The following is a 19902-nucleotide window of genomic DNA, read 5'->3' on the forward strand; positions in this document are numbered from 1 at the left end:
CTGCCCGGCGCGGGCCGACCAGAGGAGGATATCGATGGCGGACAGGAATGGTTCCAGAAGAGACGCGACGTCGCTTCCGGCGGCATCGCCGCTGCGACGCTTCAGCGCCATTTTGACCAGGCTGTGCGACTTCTGCCTCTATCTGGCCGGTGCCGGGCTCGTCGTCATGACGGCGCTTGTCGCCTGTCAGGTCTTTTCCCGGTTCGTCCTCAACGCATCGCTGAGCTGGACCGAGACCGGCGCCATCATGGTGATGAGCTGGTTCATCTTCCTGGGCGCCGCCGTCGGCGTGCGCGAGAATTTCCACATGGGGTTCGACGTGCTGCTCTATGTCTTGCCCAAGGGCAGCAAGGGCGCGTTGCGGACCGTTTCCGACCTGGTCGCGCTCGCCTTCGGCATCGGCATGGTGTGGTACGGGCTCAAGCTGGTTGCGCTGACCTGGCAATCGACCATCCCGGCGCTCGGACTACCCGGCGGCTTCGACTATCTGCCGCTGTCAGTGGGCGGGGCGCTGATCAGCCTGTTTTCGCTGGAGCGCATGTTGCTCAGATGGGCCGGGATCGATGTCGACAGGGACATCAATCTCGAAGATGTGCCCGAAATGCCAGCGGTGCAGGAGGCCTAGACCATGGAGATCTGGATCCTGTTCGGCGTCTTCACGCTGCTTATGTTCATCGGCACGCCGATTGCGTTCTGTCTCGGCGCCGCCAGCTTCGCCACCATCGTCTATCTCGGCCTGCCGCCGCTGGTGGTGTTCCAGCGGCTGAATTCCGGCATGAGCGTCTTTTCGCTGATGGCGATCCCGTTCTTCATCTATGCGGGCGACCTGATGGTGCGCGGCGGCATCGCCCAGCGCATCGTCGCCTTCGCCGGCTCGCTTGTCGGGCACATGCGCGGCGGGCTCGGACAGGTCAACATCATCGCCGCCACGCTGTTCGGCGGCATTTCCGGGTCGGCGGTTGCCGAAGCCGCCGCCGTCGGCGGGTTGATGATCCCGCAGATGAAAGAGCGCGGCTATGGCGCCGACTACGCCGTCAACGTCACCTCGATGGCGGCGCTGATCGCGCTTCTGTTGCCGCCGTCGCAGAACATGATCATCTATTCAATCGCCGGCGGCGGCAAGATTTCGATCGCCGACCTGTTTACCGCCGGCATCCTGCCCGGCCTGCTGCTCGCCGCGTCGCTGATGGTCACCGCCTATGTCGTGGCGCGCCAGCGCGGCTATCCGACCGAGCCCTTTCCCGGCTTCGCCAGGGCCGGCCGGCTGTTCCTCATTTCCATTCCCGGGTTGCTGCTTATCGGCATCATTTTCGGCGGCGTCCGTTCGGGCGTCTTCACCGCCAGCGAAAGCTCCTGCATCGCCGTCATCTACGCTCTGCTCGTCACCGTCCTTGGCTATCGCTCGATGCGGTGGAACGACTTCGTCCATGCCACGATGGGCGCGGTGCGCACCACGGCAATGGTGCTGCTGATCATCGGCATGGCCGCCTCGTTCAGCTGGCTGATGGCCTATCTCAGGGTGCCGGCGGCCTTGATCGCCGGCATGAACGCCATCTCCACCGACCCGCTGGTCGTGCTCCTGCTGCTCAACGTGCTGATGCTGTTGCTCGGTACCTTCATGGACATGGGGCCGATGATCATCATCTGCACGCCGATTTTCCTGCCGCTTGTGACGCATTACGGCGTCGATCCGGTGCATTTCGGCGTCATCACCATTCTCAACCTGGGCATCGGGCTGAACACGCCGCCGGTCGGCACGGTGCAATTCGTCGCCTGCGCCGTCGGCAAGATCACGGTGTGGGAAGCAATGCGCTCGATCTGGCCTTTCTATGGCGCGGGGCTCGTGGTTCTGGGGCTGGTGACCTATATTCCGGCCATTTCGCTCTGGCTGCCGAGCGTCTTCAAATAGGGGTGGGACATGGCATCGGATACCGCAATGGACCTCAGGGTCGAACGCAAGCCCAAGCTTTCGGAAACCGTCGTCGCGGCGATCCGCAAGCAGCTCCAGGCGGGCGAAATCCAGCCGGGACAAAAACTGCCGACGGAAGGCCAGCTGACCGAAACCTTTGGCGTCAGCCGCACCGTCATCCGCGAAGCGCTGGCCAAGCTTGCCGCCGACGGTCTGGTCGAGGCGCGCCAGGGCGCCGGCGTCTTCGTCATCGAACATGTCTCGACGATGTTCGGCGCGCTTGCCGCCGAAATGGGCACCAAGGATTCGATCGCGCTCAGCGTGCTGGAAGTCCGGCTGGCGATCGAGATCGAATCGGCAGGGCTCGCCGCCGTTCGTCGCAACGCCGCGCAGGAAGCGGCGATCCAGGAGGCCTTTTTCGAGTTCGAGCGATTGCTGTTGAACAGCGAGCCCACAGGTCCAGCCGATCTCGCTTTCCATCGGGCCATCGCCAGCGCCACCAACAACCCGTTCTATGTCGAGATGCTCGATGTGCTCGGGCGGCGCGCCATTCCTTGCGACGTGACCTCACCCTGGTCGACTGAACTCGTCCAGTCCGACAGCTATCAGCGCGGGCTGCAGCGCGAGCATCTGGTGATCCTGAACGCCATTACCACAGGCGATGCCGAGGCTGCTCGCGAGGCCATGCGCAAGCACCTCACTGCCAGCCAGCAGCGCTACCGCGAGCGCTTGCATGCACGTCAGGTTTTCTACGCCGACTCGGTCAAAACGGCGGCAACCGAATAATCCTTTCCAGCTGGGGCAACGATGAATCAGACTCACACGCATACCGACTTCACATCACGTTTCGCCATCGACCCGGTTGCCGCGGCTTCCATGGGAACCGACGAGCTGCGTCACAATTTCCACATTGAAGGCCTGTTCCAGCCCGGCCGCATCGGCCTGACCTATACCCACTACGACCGTATGATCGTCGGCGGCGCGATGCCGGCGGCCGGACCGCTTCTGCTGGAGGCGATCAAGCCGACGGGAACCAAGAATTTTCTCGATCGCCGCGAAATGATCGCCGTCAATATCGGCGGCGCCGGCAGCGTGAAAGCCAGCGGCCAGTCCTATGATCTTGCCACGCGCGACATGCTCTATCTCGGCATGGGTGCCACCGAGGTGTCGTTCGCTTCGACCAACCCGGCCGAGCCGGCCAAATTCTACCTGCTCAGCGCGCCGGCGCATCAGAGCTTTCCCAGCCGGCTTATCCGCATCGGTGATGCCAAGCGCCTCGATCTCGGCAGCCAGGCGACTTGCAATCAACGGTCGATCTTCCAGTTCATCCATGCCGATGGCGTGAAAACCTGCCAGCTGGTCGTCGGCATGACCCAGCTTGCACCCGGCTCGGTGTGGAACACCATGCCCTGCCATGTGCATGACCGGCGCATGGAGGCCTATCTCTATTTCGATCTGCCGGAGACGGCGCGGGTGTTTCATTTCATGGGTGAGCCGGACGAAACCCGCCATCTGGTCATGCGCAACGAGGAGGCGGTGCTGTCGCCGGGATGGTCGATCCATTCGGGCGCTGGCACCTCCAATTACGCCTTCGTCTGGGCGATGGCCGGCGACAATGTCGACTATACCGATGTCGATCCGGTGGCGCTGGACGATCTGCGGTGAGCGACCTCTCCGCCTTCAGCTTGGCCGGCAAGCGCATCCTCGTCACCGGCGCTAACACCGGCATCGGCCAGGGCATCGCCGTGTCGATCGCGCGCGCCGGCGGCGCGGTGGTCGGGGTTGGCCGCTCGGTGATGGACGAGACGGCTGAGAAGGTCGCGGCGGTGGGAGGACAGTTCGAGGCGGTACGCTGCGATCTTGCCGACCACGCAGCCGCTCAGGCGATGCTCGATCGCGTCTGGGGCGAGACGGGGCCGCTCGACGGCCTCGTCAACAATGCCGGCATCATCCGGCGCGCCGATGCGGTTGATTTTGCGGAAGCCGATTGGGACGAGGTCATCGACGTCAATCTGAAGACGGTTTTCTTTCTCAGCCAGAGCTTTGCAAAGCGCGTGCTTGCCGATCCCGGACGGCGCGGCAAGATCGTCAACATCGCCTCGGTGCTAAGTTTCCAGGGCGGTATCCGCGTTGCCTCCTACACGGCGTCAAAACATGGCGTGCTTGGCATCACCCGATTGCTCGCCTGCGAGTGGGCGGCAAAAGGCATCAACGTCAATGCCGTCGCGCCGGGCTATATCGAAACCAACAACACCGAGGCGTTGCGGGCCGATCCCGACCGCAGTGCCTCCATCCTGGCGCGCATTCCGGCCGGGCGCTGGGGCGGGCCGGAGGACATCGGTGACGCGGCGGTGTTCCTGTTGGCGCCGGCGTCGAACTACATGCATGGCGCCGTGGTGCCGGTCGACGGCGGCTGGCTGGCGCGATGAACTATGAGGATCGGGTGATGACCGAAACAAGGATTTTTGCGCATGCCGGCGAGGGCGCATGGACGCCGACCCCGGACGGCAACCGCAGGCGTGTCCTCTTGCATACCGATGAACTGATGATGGTCGAGTTTGGCTTCGACAAGGGCGGCGTCGGCGCACTGCATTCGCACCCGCATGTCCAGGCGAGCTATGTCGCCGAAGGCCGCTTCGAGGTGACCATAGACGGCAGAAGCGAGATCCTGGAAGCAGGCAGCAGCTTCATTGTCCCTTCCAACCTCGTCCATGGCGTCAAGGCCCTGGAGGCGGGGCGGCTGGTCGACAGCTTTACGCCGCACCGCGCCGATTTCCTCGACTGACGCAACTCCCTGCTACCGGTTTTCGAATTGAAGAACCCGCGTCTCGAAGAGACGCGGGTTTGTTGCCTGGGCGCTTGTGACGCCGCGGTACTCGAAACATCACCGCAGGATTTGAACGTGCCGGATCAAGGTGAAGATAGGATTAACCGGGGCCCAGTCTCCCGACCCCTGAATCGTCACGACACAAGGCGTGACAAGGTGTGGGCAGCATGTCCGTTTCAACGGCCCCGGATAGCGTTCCGGCGATCTTCGCTTTAAGACCATGGCTTCAGCCAAACCGGGGACCATGGAGTGATGCAGATAGCGGCTACTGGCGCCCCGGTGAACGAGCCAGATCCCAAGCGGCGTGTCTTGAAGGACGTGTTCGGCTTCGACGATTTTCGTCCCGGCCAGGCCTCTGTGATGGACGCGCTGCTGGTCGGGCGCCACGTGTTGGCGGTCATGCCGACCGGTGCCGGCAAATCGCTCTGCTACCAGGTCCCGGCGCTGGTTCTGGGTGGGCTCACAATTGTCGTTTCGCCGCTGGTTGCCCTGATGCAGGGCCAGGTCGCCGCGTTGCGTCTTGCCGGCGTGGCGGCCGACACGATCAATTCCTCGCTCGACCGCGATGCCAATGTAGCGGCATGGCGCCGCGTTGCCGCGGGCCAGACACGCCTGCTCTACCTCGCACCGGAGCGGCTCATGACAGGGCGTATGCTCGAGGCGCTTGCCAGGCTCGATATAAGCCTGATCGCTGTCGATGAGGCACATTGCATCTCCCAATGGGGGCCGGCGTTCCGGCGCGAATATGAAGAACTGTCGCGGCTGCGCGACATTTTTCCTGATGTGCCGATCATTGCACTGACCGCGACAGCGGACGAGAGCACGCGCACCGACATCGAAGCACGGCTGTTCGCCGAGCGTGTCGAAACCTTGGTGTTGGGTTTCGACCGGCCGAACATCAAGCTTGGCATCGCGGCAAAACAGGACGGCAAGCGGCAGTTGCTGAACTTCGTCGAGCGTCATCAAGGCCGCAGCGGCATCGTCTACTGCCTGTCACGCAAGAAAACGGAAGAGACGGCTGCGTTCCTCGAGAAGAACGGCGTCACCGCGCTTGCTTACCATGCCGGCATGAGCAAGGAGGCGCGTGAGGCGAATCAAAACGCTTTCATGACCTTGTCCGGCGTCGTCATGGTGGCGACCATCGCCTTCGGCATGGGCATCGACAAACCTGACGTCGCCTATGTCTTTCACACCGATATGCCGGGCAGCCTGGAGGCCTATTATCAGGAAATCGGTCGTGCGGGCCGCGACGGGCGGGAGGCCGAGGCGCATATGCTGTTCGGCCTGGGCGATATCCGCATGCGCCGGCTGTTCATCGACGACGAGGACGCGCCGGCGGAGCACAAAAGGCGCTCACATCGCCGGCTCGATACGCTGATCGGTTACTGTGAAACCGCGCAATGCCGCCGTCAGGTGCTGCTTGGCTATTTCGGCGAGGACGCGTCGCCTTGTGGCAATTGCGACAACTGCCTCGATCAGGCACCGCGCGCGGATGGCGCTACCGAGGCCCGGATCATTCTTTCGGCCATAGCGCAGAGCGGCGAACGCTTTGGCGCCGCCCATGTCATCGATGTCCTGCTCGCCCATGGAACCGACAAGATCCTCGCCAGGAGTCATCACAGGCTCGCCAGCTTCGGCACCGGAGTGGCGCACAAGAAGGACTTTTGGCTGTCGCTGATCCGGCAGCTCGTCGCGGGCGGTTACCTGATGCCGGATCCGGGCGGTCATGGCGGACTTGCCATTGCGGAAAAGGGCCATGCGCTTGGCCGAGGCGAGGTTCCATTCCACTATCGCGTCGAGGAGCGCAGCCGCGCCTTGCTCGGCAAGATGCGTTCTGCCCAGGGTTCTAGCGCGGACAGCGAAGGCCTGGATGCTTCGCTGCTGGCAGCCCTCAAGGCGCTGCGGCTGCGTCTCGCCAAGGAGCGCGAGGTGCCGGCCTATGTGATTTTTTCAGATCGCACGCTGATCGATATGGTGGAGCGCAGTCCGCGCGACCTGGACGCCTTCGCCGCGGTCAATGGCGTCGGCGCCGCGAAGCTCAAGGAGTTTGGGGAGATTTTTCTGGGCGCGATCGCTGCGCATCAATCCGGTGCATCGGCATAGGCAATACCGCCCAATGTGAGTCACAGATGCGGGCCGCTCGACCTTGGGGCTACATCCCCGGCGAACACAGCTCATTCGCTGGTATCTGGAAGACATCCCAGGATCGCGGTTAACCCCCCACAGGCAAGGCGCATTAGCGCGTTAACACACCTGATCCAACACGGCGCTGCGAACATCTCACGAAAAGCTCACGATGGAGGGCAGGCGGCGGGTAGGGGATGGCTTTGTGGGGCTCCCCTGCACGACATGCGTTTTACGCGCCTTCCGTCAGCGTGGCGTCGCGACGGAAACAAGCTCGAAACAGACATGGCGGCCGGAGGCGTTGGTCGGTTACGAGATCGAGCTATGCCTAGTCCATGGAGGCTTCGCCTCACGGCAAAGGTGGCTGAAGCGCAATTTGGAAAGGCGCTGTCGTCCGAAGGTTCGTAGGAGAGAGATTAACTATGCGATCCGCAACGGTTCTCTCATCGTTGCTCGCGCCAGCTCTATGGGCGGCTCATCTTTTGCTCGTCGTCTGGGGTCTTCATACCGCGGCGCGGTCCGATCCGGTGTTTTGTTCCAGCGCTTTATCGATCCGAACGATATCGAACCAGCCAACCGAGACCACCACGGCATGTCCGTTCGTGCTGGCGGGATCATCGAGCAATGGATCGGGGTGATCGGACTTTGGCTTCACTGAAGTGACTGGCGGAGACGCTGTCCGTCGTCGGCCGCAACTAAGCTATTGTAACGGCGACAAGTTTAACTGGGCGACAAACTTGTCCCCATTTGCTTCCCCATTTTTTTCGCGCCTGCTAGGTCTTCCTAACTGCGAGCGCTTTCATGCCTATGGCGGGAACTCGTCACGATCCGGCTTCGGCGCCTGAAGGAAATCAGGTGGGAGAAGCGGGTGATCTGGCGAGATTGGTGAAGGCAGACGCCTGTCCGTCCGAGACGATCACGCCGAAGCACCGCCCCGGCCCGCGGGGGGCGCAATTAGATAAGGCAACTTTGGTGTGTTATACGCTGCGTTCTCGGTGCGGATACGAGACCGATGGATCCCGAAAGACTTCTAGCCGCAGTCCTCTTAGCTGATGTCGTGGGCAGCACGCCCCTCTATGAGCGCATCGGCGACGATGCCGCTCTGCAGCAGGTCTCGGATTGCTTGGACGCGATGCGCGAGATCGTCGCCCGGCACGGCGGTGATTTCATTCACTCGAAAGGTGATGACGTACTCAGCCTGTTCGAAAACCCGGAGGCGGCGCTGAGGGCCGTCCGCCAGATCAGCCGCCAACTGACGAAAGGGCCGTTGAGCGCCCGTATCGGGTTGCATTTCGGGGCGGTCATTCGCACGCGGGGCGAGGTATTCGGTGACGTTATCAATGTCACTGCAAGGTTGTCCACCACGGCCAACCCCGGGGAGGTGCTGATCAGCCAGAGCTTCTGCGAAGCCCTTTCCGCAAGAAGCCGCAAGGCACTGCGGCTCCTCGACAAAATGGCCTTGAAGGGGAAGCAAGAACTCTTCGATGTCTATACCCTGTGGAGCGACGATGGGGCCCTCGGTACGCAGATCACCCGCCGGGGCACCATTGCCGATACGCACTCCGCCTCGCTGCGGCAGATCAATCTGGTCATCCGCTATGGAGATCAGTTGCGATCCTGTCGAAACAACGAATTCGTGACCATCGGCCGATCTCCGGAAAGCAATATCGTCGTCGAGCGGCCCTGGGTTTCAAGGCACCACGCGACCTTCACTATTTCGAATGGCAGGGCCCGGCTTGTCGAGCGAAGCTCATCGGGCACATTCGTGTCGATGGGACCCGGCCATGAAGTATTCGTACGCCGCGAAGATATTCTCCTCTTCGGCTCCGGCGTCATCTCGCCTGGACTGAGGTTGTCCCTCAGCGACGCCCAGGTTCTTCACTACGAAATTGTCTCAGACTGACCCGGCCGGACTCGTTGGCCGCGACCGGCTTCAGTTGCCGACCTGCAGGGGTAGAGCCGACCATGCCCGCAATGCTCACATAGGCATTCGCCGTTCGCATCGCAGAAGAACTCCTTCTCGCCATTGGAAACGAACCAGCCCAACGAACCCGATGCACCGCGCGACAGACGGCGTGGCCGATGTGACGAGAAAGACAGCCATCGAAGCCGCACCCAGCCAATTCGGCAACTTGTCGAGAGCCATGGATCTTTCCTTTGTTTGATTCTGGCGCTTCCTTTCCTGTTCCCACGACAGCGACTCTGTCGGTGAATTGCATTAGGTTTGCCTCAGATATCGGGGGATCGATGTATTGGATGACGACGTGCAACGCGAACAAGTGAAGCTCACCGCCGCCTACTGGAGCGGTCTGGCCATTGTGCTGACGGGCAGCCGATGACGCTCATCCTCACCGTACTTTCGCCGTCCCTGGTCGTCCAGGTGAGCGACCGGATGGTCACATCTAGCGGCCGGACCTTTCACGCGGCAGCGAATAAGGCCGTGGTGTTCCCCGCACGAGACGGTTTCCTCTCGTTTGGATATACAGGAAACGCTCTTTTTGGCGGCAAACCCACGGATGAGTGGATCGCAGAACAACTATGGGGCATACCACTGACCCAAGACATGCTATTCGAGTTGCGGACGCCTAGTGTGACTAAGCCGCTGGGCATTCCGCGGCGACAGAACATGGACGTTGGCTTGGCTATTCGAACCCTTGTTGCGGCAGTCGAACGCGAAAGCACCAAAAGCCTCGTGGCGAGGGTTCCCTATTTGCAGATAGTTGCCGCAGGCTGGCAGAATCGAAAACGGTTGGCTCGACCAACGTTCTACAGTTTGACGAAACCGGAAAGAAGCGCTGCTGTCCAGGTGGCGCTTGACAACCAGCTACAGCTACGCATCTACGAGACGCCGCTCTGGACACCGAACCTGCCACAAATTCATGCTGAACTCAGAGCGCTGCCGGTGCCGGCGTTAACTCCCGACGGGCTGATCGAGTATATGTCTAATGTGGTCCGCCTCGTGGCCGGCGCTACCCCGCTCGTCGGCGCCGACCTGACGGCGATCGTCATGCCAGTGCCATGGCGAGATGTCGTGATCGAGTATCACCCCGGCAAGATCGAAGGCGCGATCTTTAGCTCCCCCTTTATCGTGGGTAGGACGAGCCTTTGGTACCCTGCCTACCTTCCAACAGGCGCCGAAATAACTTCCGCCGGCACGAAGATCATAATGAGACCGCAGTCCGGTATGGACAACAACGACAATCTATTTGAGGGCCAACCTCGCCGACGGGGCTGACTCCAGATCACGCCAAGAGGCATGGATGCCAATTCCGCTGAAGGACACTGGCGGAGAGGGAGTCCGCCAAACTATTGTTTTCCAGCGTTCACCATTGTCCCATTGCTTCTTTGATTCTCAAGGGTTTATGCTTCTATCTGTCTTCCATTGTTCCCCATCGTCCGCTATTATCCCCACTTCAAAATGGGGAAGAAAGTGGGGAACGTGGCGAGGACGCTCCAAAAGCTGACCGATGTAAAGGTCAAGTCTGACAAGCTGAAGCCTGGCCGTCATAGCGACGGCGGCGGGCTGTATCTCAACGTATCTCCCACTAGCACCAAATCGTGGCTCTTCATGTGGACGCCAGCCGGAGGCAGGCGACGCGAGATGGGGTTGGGCGCCTATCCCGCCGTGACTTTGGCAAAAGCCCGTGGCAAAGCTGCCGAATGCCGGGTGACAATCGAAGAGGGCCGCGATCCGATAGCCGAAAGGGCAAAGGAGGAGGAACCGGATTTCGGCGACTGTGCCGACAAGTTCTTGGCTTCCATGGAAGGCTCGTGGCGCAACGAGAAGCATCGCGCGCAGTGGAAAATGACGCTTCTCGAATATTGCAAACCCATGAGGCCGAAGAAGGTCTCTTTGGTCGGCACCGACGACGTTTTGGAAGTGCTTACGCCGATCTGGAGTGAGAAGCCGGAAACCGCCTCTCGGCTCCGAGGCCGTATTGAGCGGGTGTTGGACTTCGCCAAAACCAAGGGTTGGCGATCGGGAGAAAACCCAGCTCTGTGGCGTGGCCACCTCAAGAATGTTCTGCCGGCCAGGAAGAAGCTTTCCCGCGGTCATCATCCAGCCATGCCCTATCCAGAAGTGCCCTCGTTCGTGGCTCGTTTGCGAATCGCGGAAGCGATAGCAGCGCGGGCATTGGAATTCCTGATCCTGACCACAGCACGGTCCGGCGAGGTCTATGGGGCTAAATGGCCTGAGTTGGATTTCGATGCCGGTGTTTGGACGGTTCCTGCCAAGCGCATGAAAGCTGGCAAGGAACATCGGGTGCCACTGTCCAAGCGGGCACTTGAGGTCGTCAAAAGCCTTTATGAGACGAAAATCTCAGACTACGTCTTTCCCGGCCAAGGCAAGGACAAGCCCCTCTCGACCTCCGCAATGGATATGCTTCTGGGTCGGATGAAGGTGGATGAGTTTACCGTCCACGGTTTTCGGTCATCATTCCGCGACTGGGCTGGCGACAAGACGAATTTTCCTCGCGAGGTCGCGGAGGCTGCGCTTGCGCACGAGATCGGCAGCGCCGTCGAACGGGCCTATCGCAGAGCCGACGCGATCGAGAAGCGCCGCAAGCTGATGCAGGCATGGGCTGACTACCTTGCCGCCAAGAAAGTTGGAAATGTTGTGAACTTAGATGAGGCCCGAAAGGCCTAGGACGAACCCGCAGGGATAGGACGGCCATCCGACAAGCCGGGGCAGCACCTCCCGGTTTCCCTGCGGCCCCCAGGTGCATCGCGAAGGTGTTGCGATGGCGAAGAGTTTATTACCGTTTGCCTCATTTTCCGGTGCTGACCCGGATTTCTCCGTCGATCACGAGGGATGGCGCAGTCTGGAAGCGGCCTATGCCAATGGCGTATTTCCTGGACCGGCCAGGGAACGTTTGGCAGCTATCGGACGCGCGTATCTCGCGGACAGGCGAACAGAGACCGTGTGGCAATCATACCGCGATGTCGAGGCCCTACTGCCCGCGTATGACAAAGCCGCAAAAGCGATCTGGGCAATTGCCTACGAAAATCACCCTCGCTCAGACGCCTCATCTGAATTGGAATCCATCCTAGAACGGGCTCTGGCGAGTGAACCTTTGAGAATTCAGCCAGCGCGCGGGGATCTGCTGTTTTTGACAGGCGAATTGGAAGAGTGGACTGATTTCGGACAGCTGTTTCAGGCGCCCGAAGGGGCATATGCGGTCCGTTTCGGACTGGACCTGATTCGAGAAATGGCGATGAACTTCCGCGTTGCTCTCACAAAGGCTGAACATGAGATTCAGCGGCGCGCCGACGAAAGCCGGAACGATCGTAGGCAGACAGCCACTGAGCGTTTGATATTGCTTTTGGTCGGATGGGCAAAGGCTTTCGGGTTCCATCACGCCCCTTATATCGATGGCACTGAGCCGGCACCGTTCGCGCGTTTCGTGCGGGCTTTCCTCACTTTAGTCCCCTCCTCCTTTCGGGAAGAAAGGGACTTAACGGATGCTGCCCTTGCAGCACAGATAAAACGCGTGAAAAGCGCCGACAAAGCGCACAAAAGGGAGCAAGAGCAGGCTCGTCTTGCGAAAGCAAATGCTCCCTTAGGGAGCGATAACCCTCTGTAAAATAATCCGTTTGTGCTCGCGTGTGCCGAGCGCCCCTCAGAAATATTGTGCCTGCATTCCCCGCTGTTCAGGGGTGTTCCTAGCAACAGGAAAGCAAGCACATGAGAATTTCAGCCACCATCCCAGAAGCAGTCGAGATGACGGGACTATCGCGCTCTGCCCTTTATCGCCTCTTCAACGAGGGCAAAATCACACCGCGCAAGAACGGAAAAAGGACATTGATCCTTGTGGAAGATCTGCGCCGCTACGTCGAAAACCTCCCCCTAGCATCGTGAGGTGGAGAGATGACCACCCACGACAAAGCCGCCGGCCTGGCAGGGCTCGGCGGCTCGGTAGATAGGAATGCTGTCGCGGCATCTTTCTACCAAAATCACTCCGGAACGGCAATCCGCATTGACGATGGTTCATACGCCATCGCAGTCATTGCCGCCCGCTTTCGGGTGCCTCCAGCAACTGCTTTTGAACTCTGCCGCTTGGCAGGACTGGGGGTGCGCTGATGGCCGCTCGCCCCAAGTTGCCCGCCCTTACGGCTGAGCGCGCCAGAGCGCTGCTGATCTACAATCCCGAAACCGGCGCGTTGAACTGGCGCGTCGCCAGACCGGGCATTTGCAGCGGTGCCCTAGCAGGCACGCGGACGAGCGAAGGGTACACCCAAATTGAGATCGACTATCGCCTATACAAGGCGCACCGAGTGATCTGGCTGATCATGACCGGGAAATGGCCGACCCATCAGGTCGACCATAAGAACGGCATGCGCGCCGACAACCGATGGAAGAATCTGCGGGAAGCTACGCCGCTTCAAAATGCGCGGAACCGTAGGCCTGGATGTTCCAATTCCAGCGGTAGGGTTGGCGTCAGTTTCAGTGCAGCTCGATCGAAATGGGGCGCCTACATCGGTCTCGACAATCGCACCGTCAATCTCGGTCACTATGAAACCCGCGATGAGGCAGTAGCAGCCAGGATAGAAGCTGAGCGCCAGCATTTTGGCGACTTTGCCGCTAGTCTAGCGGAGGGTTGCTAAGATGCGTGACTATTCCAAAATCAGCCCCAAGGTGTGGCGCTCACCAAGGTTCCGCAGCCAGTCAGATGATTCCAGGCTGCTCTACGTCTATTTGCTCACATGCGAGCATCAATCTAGCGCGGGGTGCTTCCGGCTCCCCGACGCCTACGCCGCAGAGAACCTTAACTGGCCCGTTGAACGAGTGCTGGCGGCTCGCGCGCCGCTGGTGGCTTGCGAGTTGGTGGCTCACGACCCGAAGAAATTCGAGTATTTCATTCTGCGGTGGTTTCGTCACAACCCGACGACAAATCCGAAGCATCTTCAAGGCGTGATGCGACTTATTTCCGAATTGGACAGTGACCCGATCCGCGAGGTTGCAGAGGCCGAACTTGAAGAGAGTTTGGAGAATAAGGGGCGGACCTCGAACGTCGTTTCCGTCACAGATAAGCTTTCGGGACAGGACCGTTTAACAGGGTCAAAATTCCTTTCTGGCAACGGAAGGGGATAGCTCTATGAAAGCCCTTCCAGAGCACTCCGATATACAGAGACAGAGACTAGACTCAGACAGAGACCGAGACAGAGACCAAAACAAAACTGAAACTGAAACTTTTACTGAGACCGTCAAAATCGCAAACGAAGGCGTTCCCTCATCGTCGGCAAGAGGCTTTGGAGGGAAGAAAGGACGAAAGCCTTCAAGAGCAGCGCTCTACGCCCTCAAGGCGTCAAGCAAGGATTGCCGCTCCTACGAATGGCCGGACGCGCTCTATCCATTGCGGGACTGGCTTCGCAAGCATGGTGTCGATGTCGGCGCCCTGAAGAGCGAACGGCAGGCGCTATGGCTGGCAAAGAGGCTCGGGCGCCAAGGCAAGAAGATGCCGCATCGGCTGGCGCCTCTGTTCCCTGCCCTGTTGAAGATACAGCGCACGCTCTGCCCGACGAAAGGCGAGACCCGAAAGACCATGCCGGAATCGAATCTTTTGGGGACGTTCGGCCCAGCCTCGCCGGTCCGCTCGATCAGCATTGCGGCCTATCTGCTGGAAAAGGCCGCAAAGGACGGAGGCTGCCATGGATAGAAGATGGCTGACCCTGAAGGAAGCCGCCGCCCTGGCTGGTGTTTGCCCCGAGACTGTAGCGCGATGGGGGAAGCGCTACGGCATCGCCAAGCAGATGCATTCAAAAGCCCCTTGGCGAGTAGATCCGGCCGCTCTCGCGTTCGTGGTTGCCGGCGATGTCGAAGGGCTCAGAAAATACCAGGCAGGCAGCGCTGAGAACAGCGGCATAACAGCGGCTTGGGCATGTCGGTAGTGCCGGTTATTCCGATTAATTGGAATGCCAAGCAAGGGCGGCCCCTGATAGAATCGGCGCGTATTCTTTCTGGAGAAATCCGCCCCATGCGTTTAAGCGCCGCGATGGTTGAAAATATTAGGCTCCGGGTTTCGCCCGAGGAAAAGCGCGCCCTTCGTGCGGCTGCGAGACAGCGCGGTCTCAGCCTGTCCGATTTCATTCGCCAGCTTGCTTCCCAAGTCACAGGGATTGCGGCCTAGCCCATGTCCTATATCCACGCTCCTCCAATGACCCTCATGCAGCTCTGGCGCCTTCATCGGGCCGAATGCCGGGCGATCGGCTCAATCGTGGCTGATGCCCGCTCCGGCACTCTGCCAGGCGTCGAACTCCTTCCCAGCGGCTTCGGTTTCAGCGTGACCAACCAACGCTCAGCGCTCGGCGCCATGAGGCGCGGCAGCACGCTTTCGGAAACCGCTGACGGGAAGGTCACGCAATGCAGACGATAACGATCGAGGGCGACTTGCACGTTGCCGGCGATGTAGCGGCGCTGGAACCGGAAGGTCTCCCGATCCATGTCAGAATTTCCGGCACGTTGAACGCGTTCAGTGGCGCTCGACCAGAGAGCGGCGCGTCCATGGAAGGCCCGCTGATTGTCCAGGGCACGATAACGGTGGCAGGCCGGGCGATTGAACCCGCGCCCGTAGGCCGAGCTTAGAGAGGCGCACGATGGCATCGGTTTTAGCAGGCGATGGGATAACGATATCCGGTGACCCCGTCGCGGCGGTTTATGTCGGCTCGTCCCAGGACGCCACGAGTTTCCCGATCGGCCATATCGTCACTGCTGACTGCGTCGCAACGCCGGTCAGAAATGCAGCTGTCACACTGCGCTTGAGTGCCACCGCAGCATACTACGTTGATGGCGGGGCCGGCACGGTTTTGTCCGGGACGTGGCGTTCACGAGGTGAGCAGCAGAGTTCGACCAACAAGATTTATCAGAGGACGGCATAGAATGACCGCTTGGGAACTCTCCGAGCCAGACGGCCAGAGCCTGTACCAGAAGATGGGACTCAGCCTGCATCAGATCCTGTCCATCACCGCAACCGACGAGCCGGAATGTTTCATCGTAAGGGCCGACATTACCGACAGCCTGGGGGAGCGGTACGAGACAGATTATGCCTCCCGTCCAAACGACAATTTTGGCCTTAATCCGCTCATCCGCAAGGCTCTGGAGAGCACCGAGCTTACCGTCAGGCCGTACGTCAAGCCGGTCGTTCCGGCCGCCTTCGTGAAGAGAGAAGCCTCCCGACGCATCATCGAAATCATGCCGGAACACGTGCAGCGCAACGCGCTCGCCTTGGCGCAGGAAGCCGTCCAGCTTCACGGCTCTGACCCGGCAAACTGGCCGGCCGAACTGAAGGGGTTGAATGCTGAAATTCAGTCCAAATGGAAGGCGATCAAAGCCATCCGCGCCAAGTCGAACGAGATCGAGGTTATGCAGCCTGTTCCCGACGACTATGCGGATGACAGGTATTGGCAGGACGCGGACATGAAGGACGATGGCAAATGACCCTTCAACAAATCCTCGCCGCGCTCTTGAACCCGAACGGGCAGCAGCAGAACCAGCTCAGCACGGCCGGAGCGCCGCAGCAGCCGTTCCCGCTTCAGGCCATCACGGGTGGCGCCCCCTCGCGAGTTGGCGACCATGCTGACCCGGCGCTGTTGATGCAGGCAAGGCAGCAGAGGGCCAGCCTTAGCCCGACGATTGGATCGCCGCAGTTGCCGCCTCCGGGCCAGCCACGGCCGGCAACGCCCCCGCAGATCAATCAGGGCGCGCCTGCCCCTCAAAGCGCGCCACAGGCCCCCGCTGGCGCGAATGGGGGCGGTCTATCAGGCATCGGCGACTTTCTGCAGGGCATTTTTAACCCGCACTCGAAGGGCAAGAACGAGACCATTCATTGGCTGACCCAGCAAGGGCTAGACCAAGGCACGGCTATTGTCCTTGCGGCCGACAAGCCCGCGTTGCGCTCCTACATCCTCCAGCGCCAGAAAGGTACCGGCCCGACTGAGTTCGACCAGCGCGCGCAAGCGGCCCAGCAATACGGGATGGACCCGCAATCCGAAGAAGGGCGCAATTTCATTCTCTCGGGCAAACTTCCGGAATCGCGCGGTGGAGCGGCAGAGCTTGGCCTTCAGCCGCAAACCGGCGTGGACAAGGACGGCAACCCGGTTTTGATCCAGATCGGCAAGGACGGCAACGCTGTTCAGACGAAAATGCCGGATGGTGTGACCCTTTCCAAGACGCCGATCAAAATCGATGCCGGCACCGAATGGATCATCCTCGATCCGGTAACGCGCCAGCCAGTTGGTCGCATTCCCAAGGATCTAGCTGGGGAGGCATCGCAGAAGAAACTAGGCGAGGCCCAGGCTGGGGCGGCGTTCGATCTGCCGCGCGTCGAGCAGAACGCCAACCAGACCTTGTCCGTTCTGGAACGCATGAAAACCCACAAAGGCCGGGAGGGCTCGACTGGCTTTATCCAAGGGCTATTGCCGGCTCGAAACTCTGAGCAGGTCGATTTTCAGTCCCTTGTCGATCAGACGCAGGGTCAAGCGTTTCTGCAGGCGTTCCAGATGCTCAAGGGCGCCGGCCAGATCACGGAAATCGAAGGCACCAAGGCCACTGACGCCATCTCCCGGCTGCGCAATCAGCGCCTCGGCGATCAGGATTACCTGCAGGCCATCAATGATCTGGAAGGCGTCATCAAAACTGGTCTGGAGCGTGCGCGTGTACAGGCCGGACAGTCTAGCGGCTATACGCCCGGCTCGCCGGCCACGACCACAGATGCCGGCAAGCGGGTTATCGAGCGAATGACCAATCCGCAACCGATGAGCGGCGACGGCTGGAAAGATTTGGGCAATGGCGTTCGTATCCGGAGGAAGCAGTAATGCCGGTCTTCGAACTTCAAGGCCCTGACGGCGCATCCTATGAAATCGAAGCGCCCGACGAGGCAACGGCGCTAAAGGCTCTCGGGGGCTCCTCTGCCCCCGTTGACGACCCTAACTCGCGAGCTCAGGCCGGCATTGCCCGGGCTAAAGCCGGCGCTTGGTCGCAGCCGCAGAATTCGCTCGTCCCCGGCGCTCCAATCCATTCCGAATATGACCCGGCCAACGTGCCATCAAGAACGCCATATCTCGACAAGGCCGGCGCCTTTTCGATGAGCGCGCTTGAAGGGATTCCGGTAGTCGGGCCGTCCTTCAAGAATGTGACCCTCGATACTGCGGCCGGGCTTGGCTCGCTTCTGTCGGGGGAGCCTGCCGGCGATGTCCGCGACGAGATGGCAGCCCGCAATGCCCAGGTGCAGGGGGAAAATCCCGGCGCCTCATTTCTTGGAACGGCAACTGGCACTGTTGGCCCGATGCTCGGGCTTGGCGCCACAGAGTTGGGCGCGAAGGCGCTCGGCATCTCGGGCGATTCACTGCTAGGGCGCACGCTGTTCAGCGGCGGCAGCAGTGCCCTCATAAATTCGGCCGATTCTGCAATGCGCGGCGGCGATGCTGGCGACGTAGGAACGTCTGGCATTGTTGGCGGCGGCATTGGCCTGGCGCTTCCCGGCATCGGGGCCGGTCTCAATGCAATGGGACGCGGTATAGGGGAAACCATAGGGCCGCGGATCAACGCTCTTCTGCGACCCGAGGAGGAGGCGGCAAAGCGGGTTGGCAGAGCCATGACGGCAGACCGCAACAATCTTGGCGCACCTGTCCTAAGCCAGCAGGACGAGTTTTCCGCAATCCTCAATGGCCAGCCCCTTCTCAATGTGGACAGGGGCGGCGAGGCATCGCGGGCGCTCGCGCGTTCTGCCGCCAACAATGACCCGGAAGCACGCGCCCTCTTTGACCGTAAAGTCAGCGATCGATTTGCGGGACAAGCGCCCCGATCTGTCGGGTTCATTGACCGGCTAATGGGCGGCAATACTGACGACCTAGCGCTACAGGAATCGCTTAAGACCGCAGCGAGGAAGGCCAACAAGCCTGCCTATGCTGCCGCCTACAAGGCGGGCTCTGGTGGCGTTATCACTCCCGAGCTTGAGCGCCTTGCGGGAAGCCCGGCCATTGCTGGTGCGATGAAAGCCGCTGCCCTGAAAGGACAAGACCGCGCTATCGCGGAAGGGTACGGCGCATTTCGGCCCAAGGTGACATTCACGCCAGACGGTCAGGTCCAATTCCGATCAGGGCAGACGGGCGCGCCGGCCTATCCGGATCTGCAGTTTTGGGACTACACCAAGCGCGAGCTGGACGACGCGGCGAAAGCAGCCCGCAGGCAGGGGCGGGACAGCGAGGCCGGGACGCTCGAAAACCTGTCTGCAACACTTCGCGGCGAGCTTGATAAGGCGGTGCCCCAATACGCCAACGCCCGCCAAGGCGCGGCGACTTTCTTCGGCGCCGAGGACGCCCTGGAGGCCGGCAAGAAATTTGTCGGGCTGTCCAAGTCGATTCCAGAAACGAAGCAGGCCCTGGCCAAGATGACGACCGAGGAAAGGGATGCTTTCGCGGTTGGTTTCGCCTCGCAACTGAAGGACACCATCAACACGGTTCGCGACAAAACCAACGTGATTGACCGCCTTTATGGGACACCGGAAGCAAGGCAGAAAATCGAGCTTGCTCTAGGCCCAAACAAGGCGCGCGAGTTCGAAGGCTTCGCCCGCGTTGAAAACGTCATGGACCAGTTGCGCGGCGCCATGGGGAATTCAAGCACGGCCCGCCAGTTGAAGGAACTTGGCATGGCGAGCGCGGCCGGCGGTGCAGCGGGCTTTGCAACCGGCGACTGGAAAGCGGGGCTGACAACCGGGCTTCTCGTTCGCGGCGCTCGCGCCTACGGGTCAAAGATTGACGAGAGCATGGCCAAATCCATGGCGGGGCTTTTGCTGTCCGACAACCCAAACAATATCAAGATGGCGATTGCTGCGGCGGGGCGAAATCAAAAGGCGCTCGATACCGTCTCGGCAATGGAAAAATTCATCGCCTCCACCACTCGCGGCGCCATCATTGCCGGCTCAAGAGCACAGACCCAGCCATGAACAGACATAAGGGTCTAGAACGTGGTTGCGCGTCAAATAGAGGATCAAGGCACCCCCGAGAGCAGCGGCGACAACATCGCCCCACTGCCCGCCACTGCGAG

Annotated in this window: 21 protein-coding genes; 20 read left to right on the forward strand and 1 reads right to left on the reverse strand. The window is 60.7% G+C overall.

Translation table 11 applies throughout. The features are described 5' to 3' along the window. Positions 1-34: 34 nt before the first annotated feature. From LHFGNBLO_RS10190 to LHFGNBLO_RS33625, 17 genes are all read left to right on the forward strand, one after another. Positions 35-625: a TRAP transporter small permease gene (locus tag LHFGNBLO_RS10190; RefSeq protein WP_258606531.1), complete on the forward strand. Its 591-nt coding sequence runs from the start codon at positions 35-37 to the stop codon at positions 623-625. Positions 626-628: 3 nt separating this feature from the next. Beyond that, a complete protein-coding gene (locus tag LHFGNBLO_RS10195) occupies positions 629-1909 on the forward strand; it encodes a TRAP transporter large permease (protein WP_258606532.1) in 1281 nt (426 codons plus the stop codon). A gap of 9 nt (positions 1910-1918) precedes the next feature. Then, positions 1919-2695 (forward strand): FadR/GntR family transcriptional regulator, encoded by a 777-nt coding sequence (locus tag LHFGNBLO_RS10200; RefSeq protein WP_258606533.1) that lies wholly within the window; start codon positions 1919-1921, stop codon positions 2693-2695. Positions 2696-2716: 21 nt separating this feature from the next. Beyond that, positions 2717-3574, forward strand: a complete 858-nt coding sequence (kduI, locus tag LHFGNBLO_RS10205) for a 5-dehydro-4-deoxy-D-glucuronate isomerase (protein WP_258606534.1) — start codon at positions 2717-2719, stop codon at positions 3572-3574. After that, the gene (gene kduD / locus LHFGNBLO_RS10210) at positions 3571-4338 is read left to right on the forward strand and encodes a 2-dehydro-3-deoxy-D-gluconate 5-dehydrogenase KduD (RefSeq protein WP_258606536.1); all 768 of its coding nucleotides are present in this window, start codon (positions 3571-3573) and stop codon (positions 4336-4338) included. The genes kduI and kduD overlap by 4 nt, the downstream gene beginning before the upstream one ends. 17 nt (positions 4339-4355) lie before the next feature. Then, the gene (locus LHFGNBLO_RS10215; RefSeq protein ID WP_258606537.1) at positions 4356-4694 is read left to right on the forward strand and encodes a cupin domain-containing protein; all 339 of its coding nucleotides are present in this window, start codon (positions 4356-4358) and stop codon (positions 4692-4694) included. 294 nt (positions 4695-4988) lie between these two features. Further along, entirely contained in the window at positions 4989-6839 is a 1851-nt protein-coding gene (recQ, locus tag LHFGNBLO_RS10220; RefSeq protein ID WP_258609676.1) for a DNA helicase RecQ, read from the forward strand. A 1033-nt stretch (positions 6840-7872) separates the two neighbouring features. Beyond that, positions 7873-8763 (forward strand): adenylate/guanylate cyclase domain-containing protein, encoded by an 891-nt coding sequence (locus LHFGNBLO_RS10225; protein ID WP_258606539.1) that lies wholly within the window; start codon positions 7873-7875, stop codon positions 8761-8763. A 432-nt stretch (positions 8764-9195) separates the two neighbouring features. Continuing rightward, positions 9196-10095, forward strand: a complete 900-nt coding sequence (locus LHFGNBLO_RS10230; protein WP_258606540.1) for a hypothetical protein — start codon at positions 9196-9198, stop codon at positions 10093-10095. A 204-nt stretch (positions 10096-10299) separates the two neighbouring features. Beyond that, entirely contained in the window at positions 10300-11508 is a 1209-nt protein-coding gene (locus tag LHFGNBLO_RS10235) for a tyrosine-type recombinase/integrase (protein ID WP_258606541.1), read from the forward strand. 94 nt (positions 11509-11602) lie between these two features. Beyond that, complete coding sequence (locus LHFGNBLO_RS10240; RefSeq protein WP_258606542.1) at positions 11603-12445, forward strand: hypothetical protein; 843 nt, start codon at positions 11603-11605, stop codon at positions 12443-12445. A gap of 101 nt (positions 12446-12546) precedes the next feature. Then, positions 12547-12720 (forward strand): helix-turn-helix domain-containing protein, encoded by a 174-nt coding sequence (locus tag LHFGNBLO_RS10245; protein ID WP_258606544.1) that lies wholly within the window; start codon positions 12547-12549, stop codon positions 12718-12720. Between the two features lie 9 nt (positions 12721-12729). After that, a complete protein-coding gene (locus LHFGNBLO_RS10250; RefSeq protein WP_258606545.1) occupies positions 12730-12942 on the forward strand; it encodes a hypothetical protein in 213 nt (70 codons plus the stop codon). Continuing rightward, entirely contained in the window at positions 12942-13466 is a 525-nt protein-coding gene (locus tag LHFGNBLO_RS10255; protein ID WP_258606547.1) for an HNH endonuclease, read from the forward strand. Before LHFGNBLO_RS10250 ends, LHFGNBLO_RS10255 begins: the two co-directional genes overlap by 1 nt. Before the next feature lies 1 nt (position 13467). After that, positions 13468-13953 carry a hypothetical protein gene (locus LHFGNBLO_RS10260; RefSeq protein WP_258606548.1) on the forward strand — a complete coding sequence of 162 codons (486 nt, stop codon included), beginning with the start codon at positions 13468-13470 and terminating at the stop codon, positions 13951-13953. Between the two features lie 262 nt (positions 13954-14215). Next, entirely contained in the window at positions 14216-14518 is a 303-nt protein-coding gene (locus LHFGNBLO_RS10265; protein WP_258606550.1) for a hypothetical protein, read from the forward strand. Between the two features lie 336 nt (positions 14519-14854). Then, entirely contained in the window at positions 14855-14989 is a 135-nt protein-coding gene (locus LHFGNBLO_RS33625) for a plasmid mobilization protein (RefSeq protein ID WP_413774713.1), read from the forward strand. 53 nt (positions 14990-15042) lie between these two features. Here the strand turns inward: LHFGNBLO_RS33625 and LHFGNBLO_RS10270 are convergent, their stop codons facing one another. Beyond that, complete coding sequence (locus LHFGNBLO_RS10270; RefSeq protein WP_258606551.1) at positions 15043-15303, reverse strand: hypothetical protein; 261 nt, start codon at positions 15301-15303, stop codon at positions 15043-15045. A 435-nt stretch (positions 15304-15738) separates the two neighbouring features. Between LHFGNBLO_RS10270 and LHFGNBLO_RS10275 the strand changes: the two genes are divergently transcribed. From LHFGNBLO_RS10275 to LHFGNBLO_RS10285, 3 genes are read left to right on the forward strand one after another with little or no spacing between them, the layout of a single operon-like run. After that, positions 15739-16296, forward strand: a complete 558-nt coding sequence (locus LHFGNBLO_RS10275) for a hypothetical protein (RefSeq protein WP_258606552.1) — start codon at positions 15739-15741, stop codon at positions 16294-16296. Next, positions 16293-17672: a hypothetical protein gene (locus LHFGNBLO_RS10280; RefSeq protein WP_258606554.1), complete on the forward strand. Its 1380-nt coding sequence runs from the start codon at positions 16293-16295 to the stop codon at positions 17670-17672. Before LHFGNBLO_RS10275 ends, LHFGNBLO_RS10280 begins: the two co-directional genes overlap by 4 nt. Beyond that, positions 17672-19801 carry a hypothetical protein gene (locus LHFGNBLO_RS10285; protein WP_258606556.1) on the forward strand — a complete coding sequence of 710 codons (2130 nt, stop codon included), beginning with the start codon at positions 17672-17674 and terminating at the stop codon, positions 19799-19801. The genes LHFGNBLO_RS10280 and LHFGNBLO_RS10285 overlap by 1 nt, the downstream gene beginning before the upstream one ends. Positions 19802-19902: the final 101 nt, after the last annotated feature.

The sequence above is a fragment of the Mesorhizobium sp. AR10 genome (assembly GCF_024746795.1).
Taxonomy (GTDB): Bacteria; Pseudomonadota; Alphaproteobacteria; order Rhizobiales; family Rhizobiaceae; genus Mesorhizobium.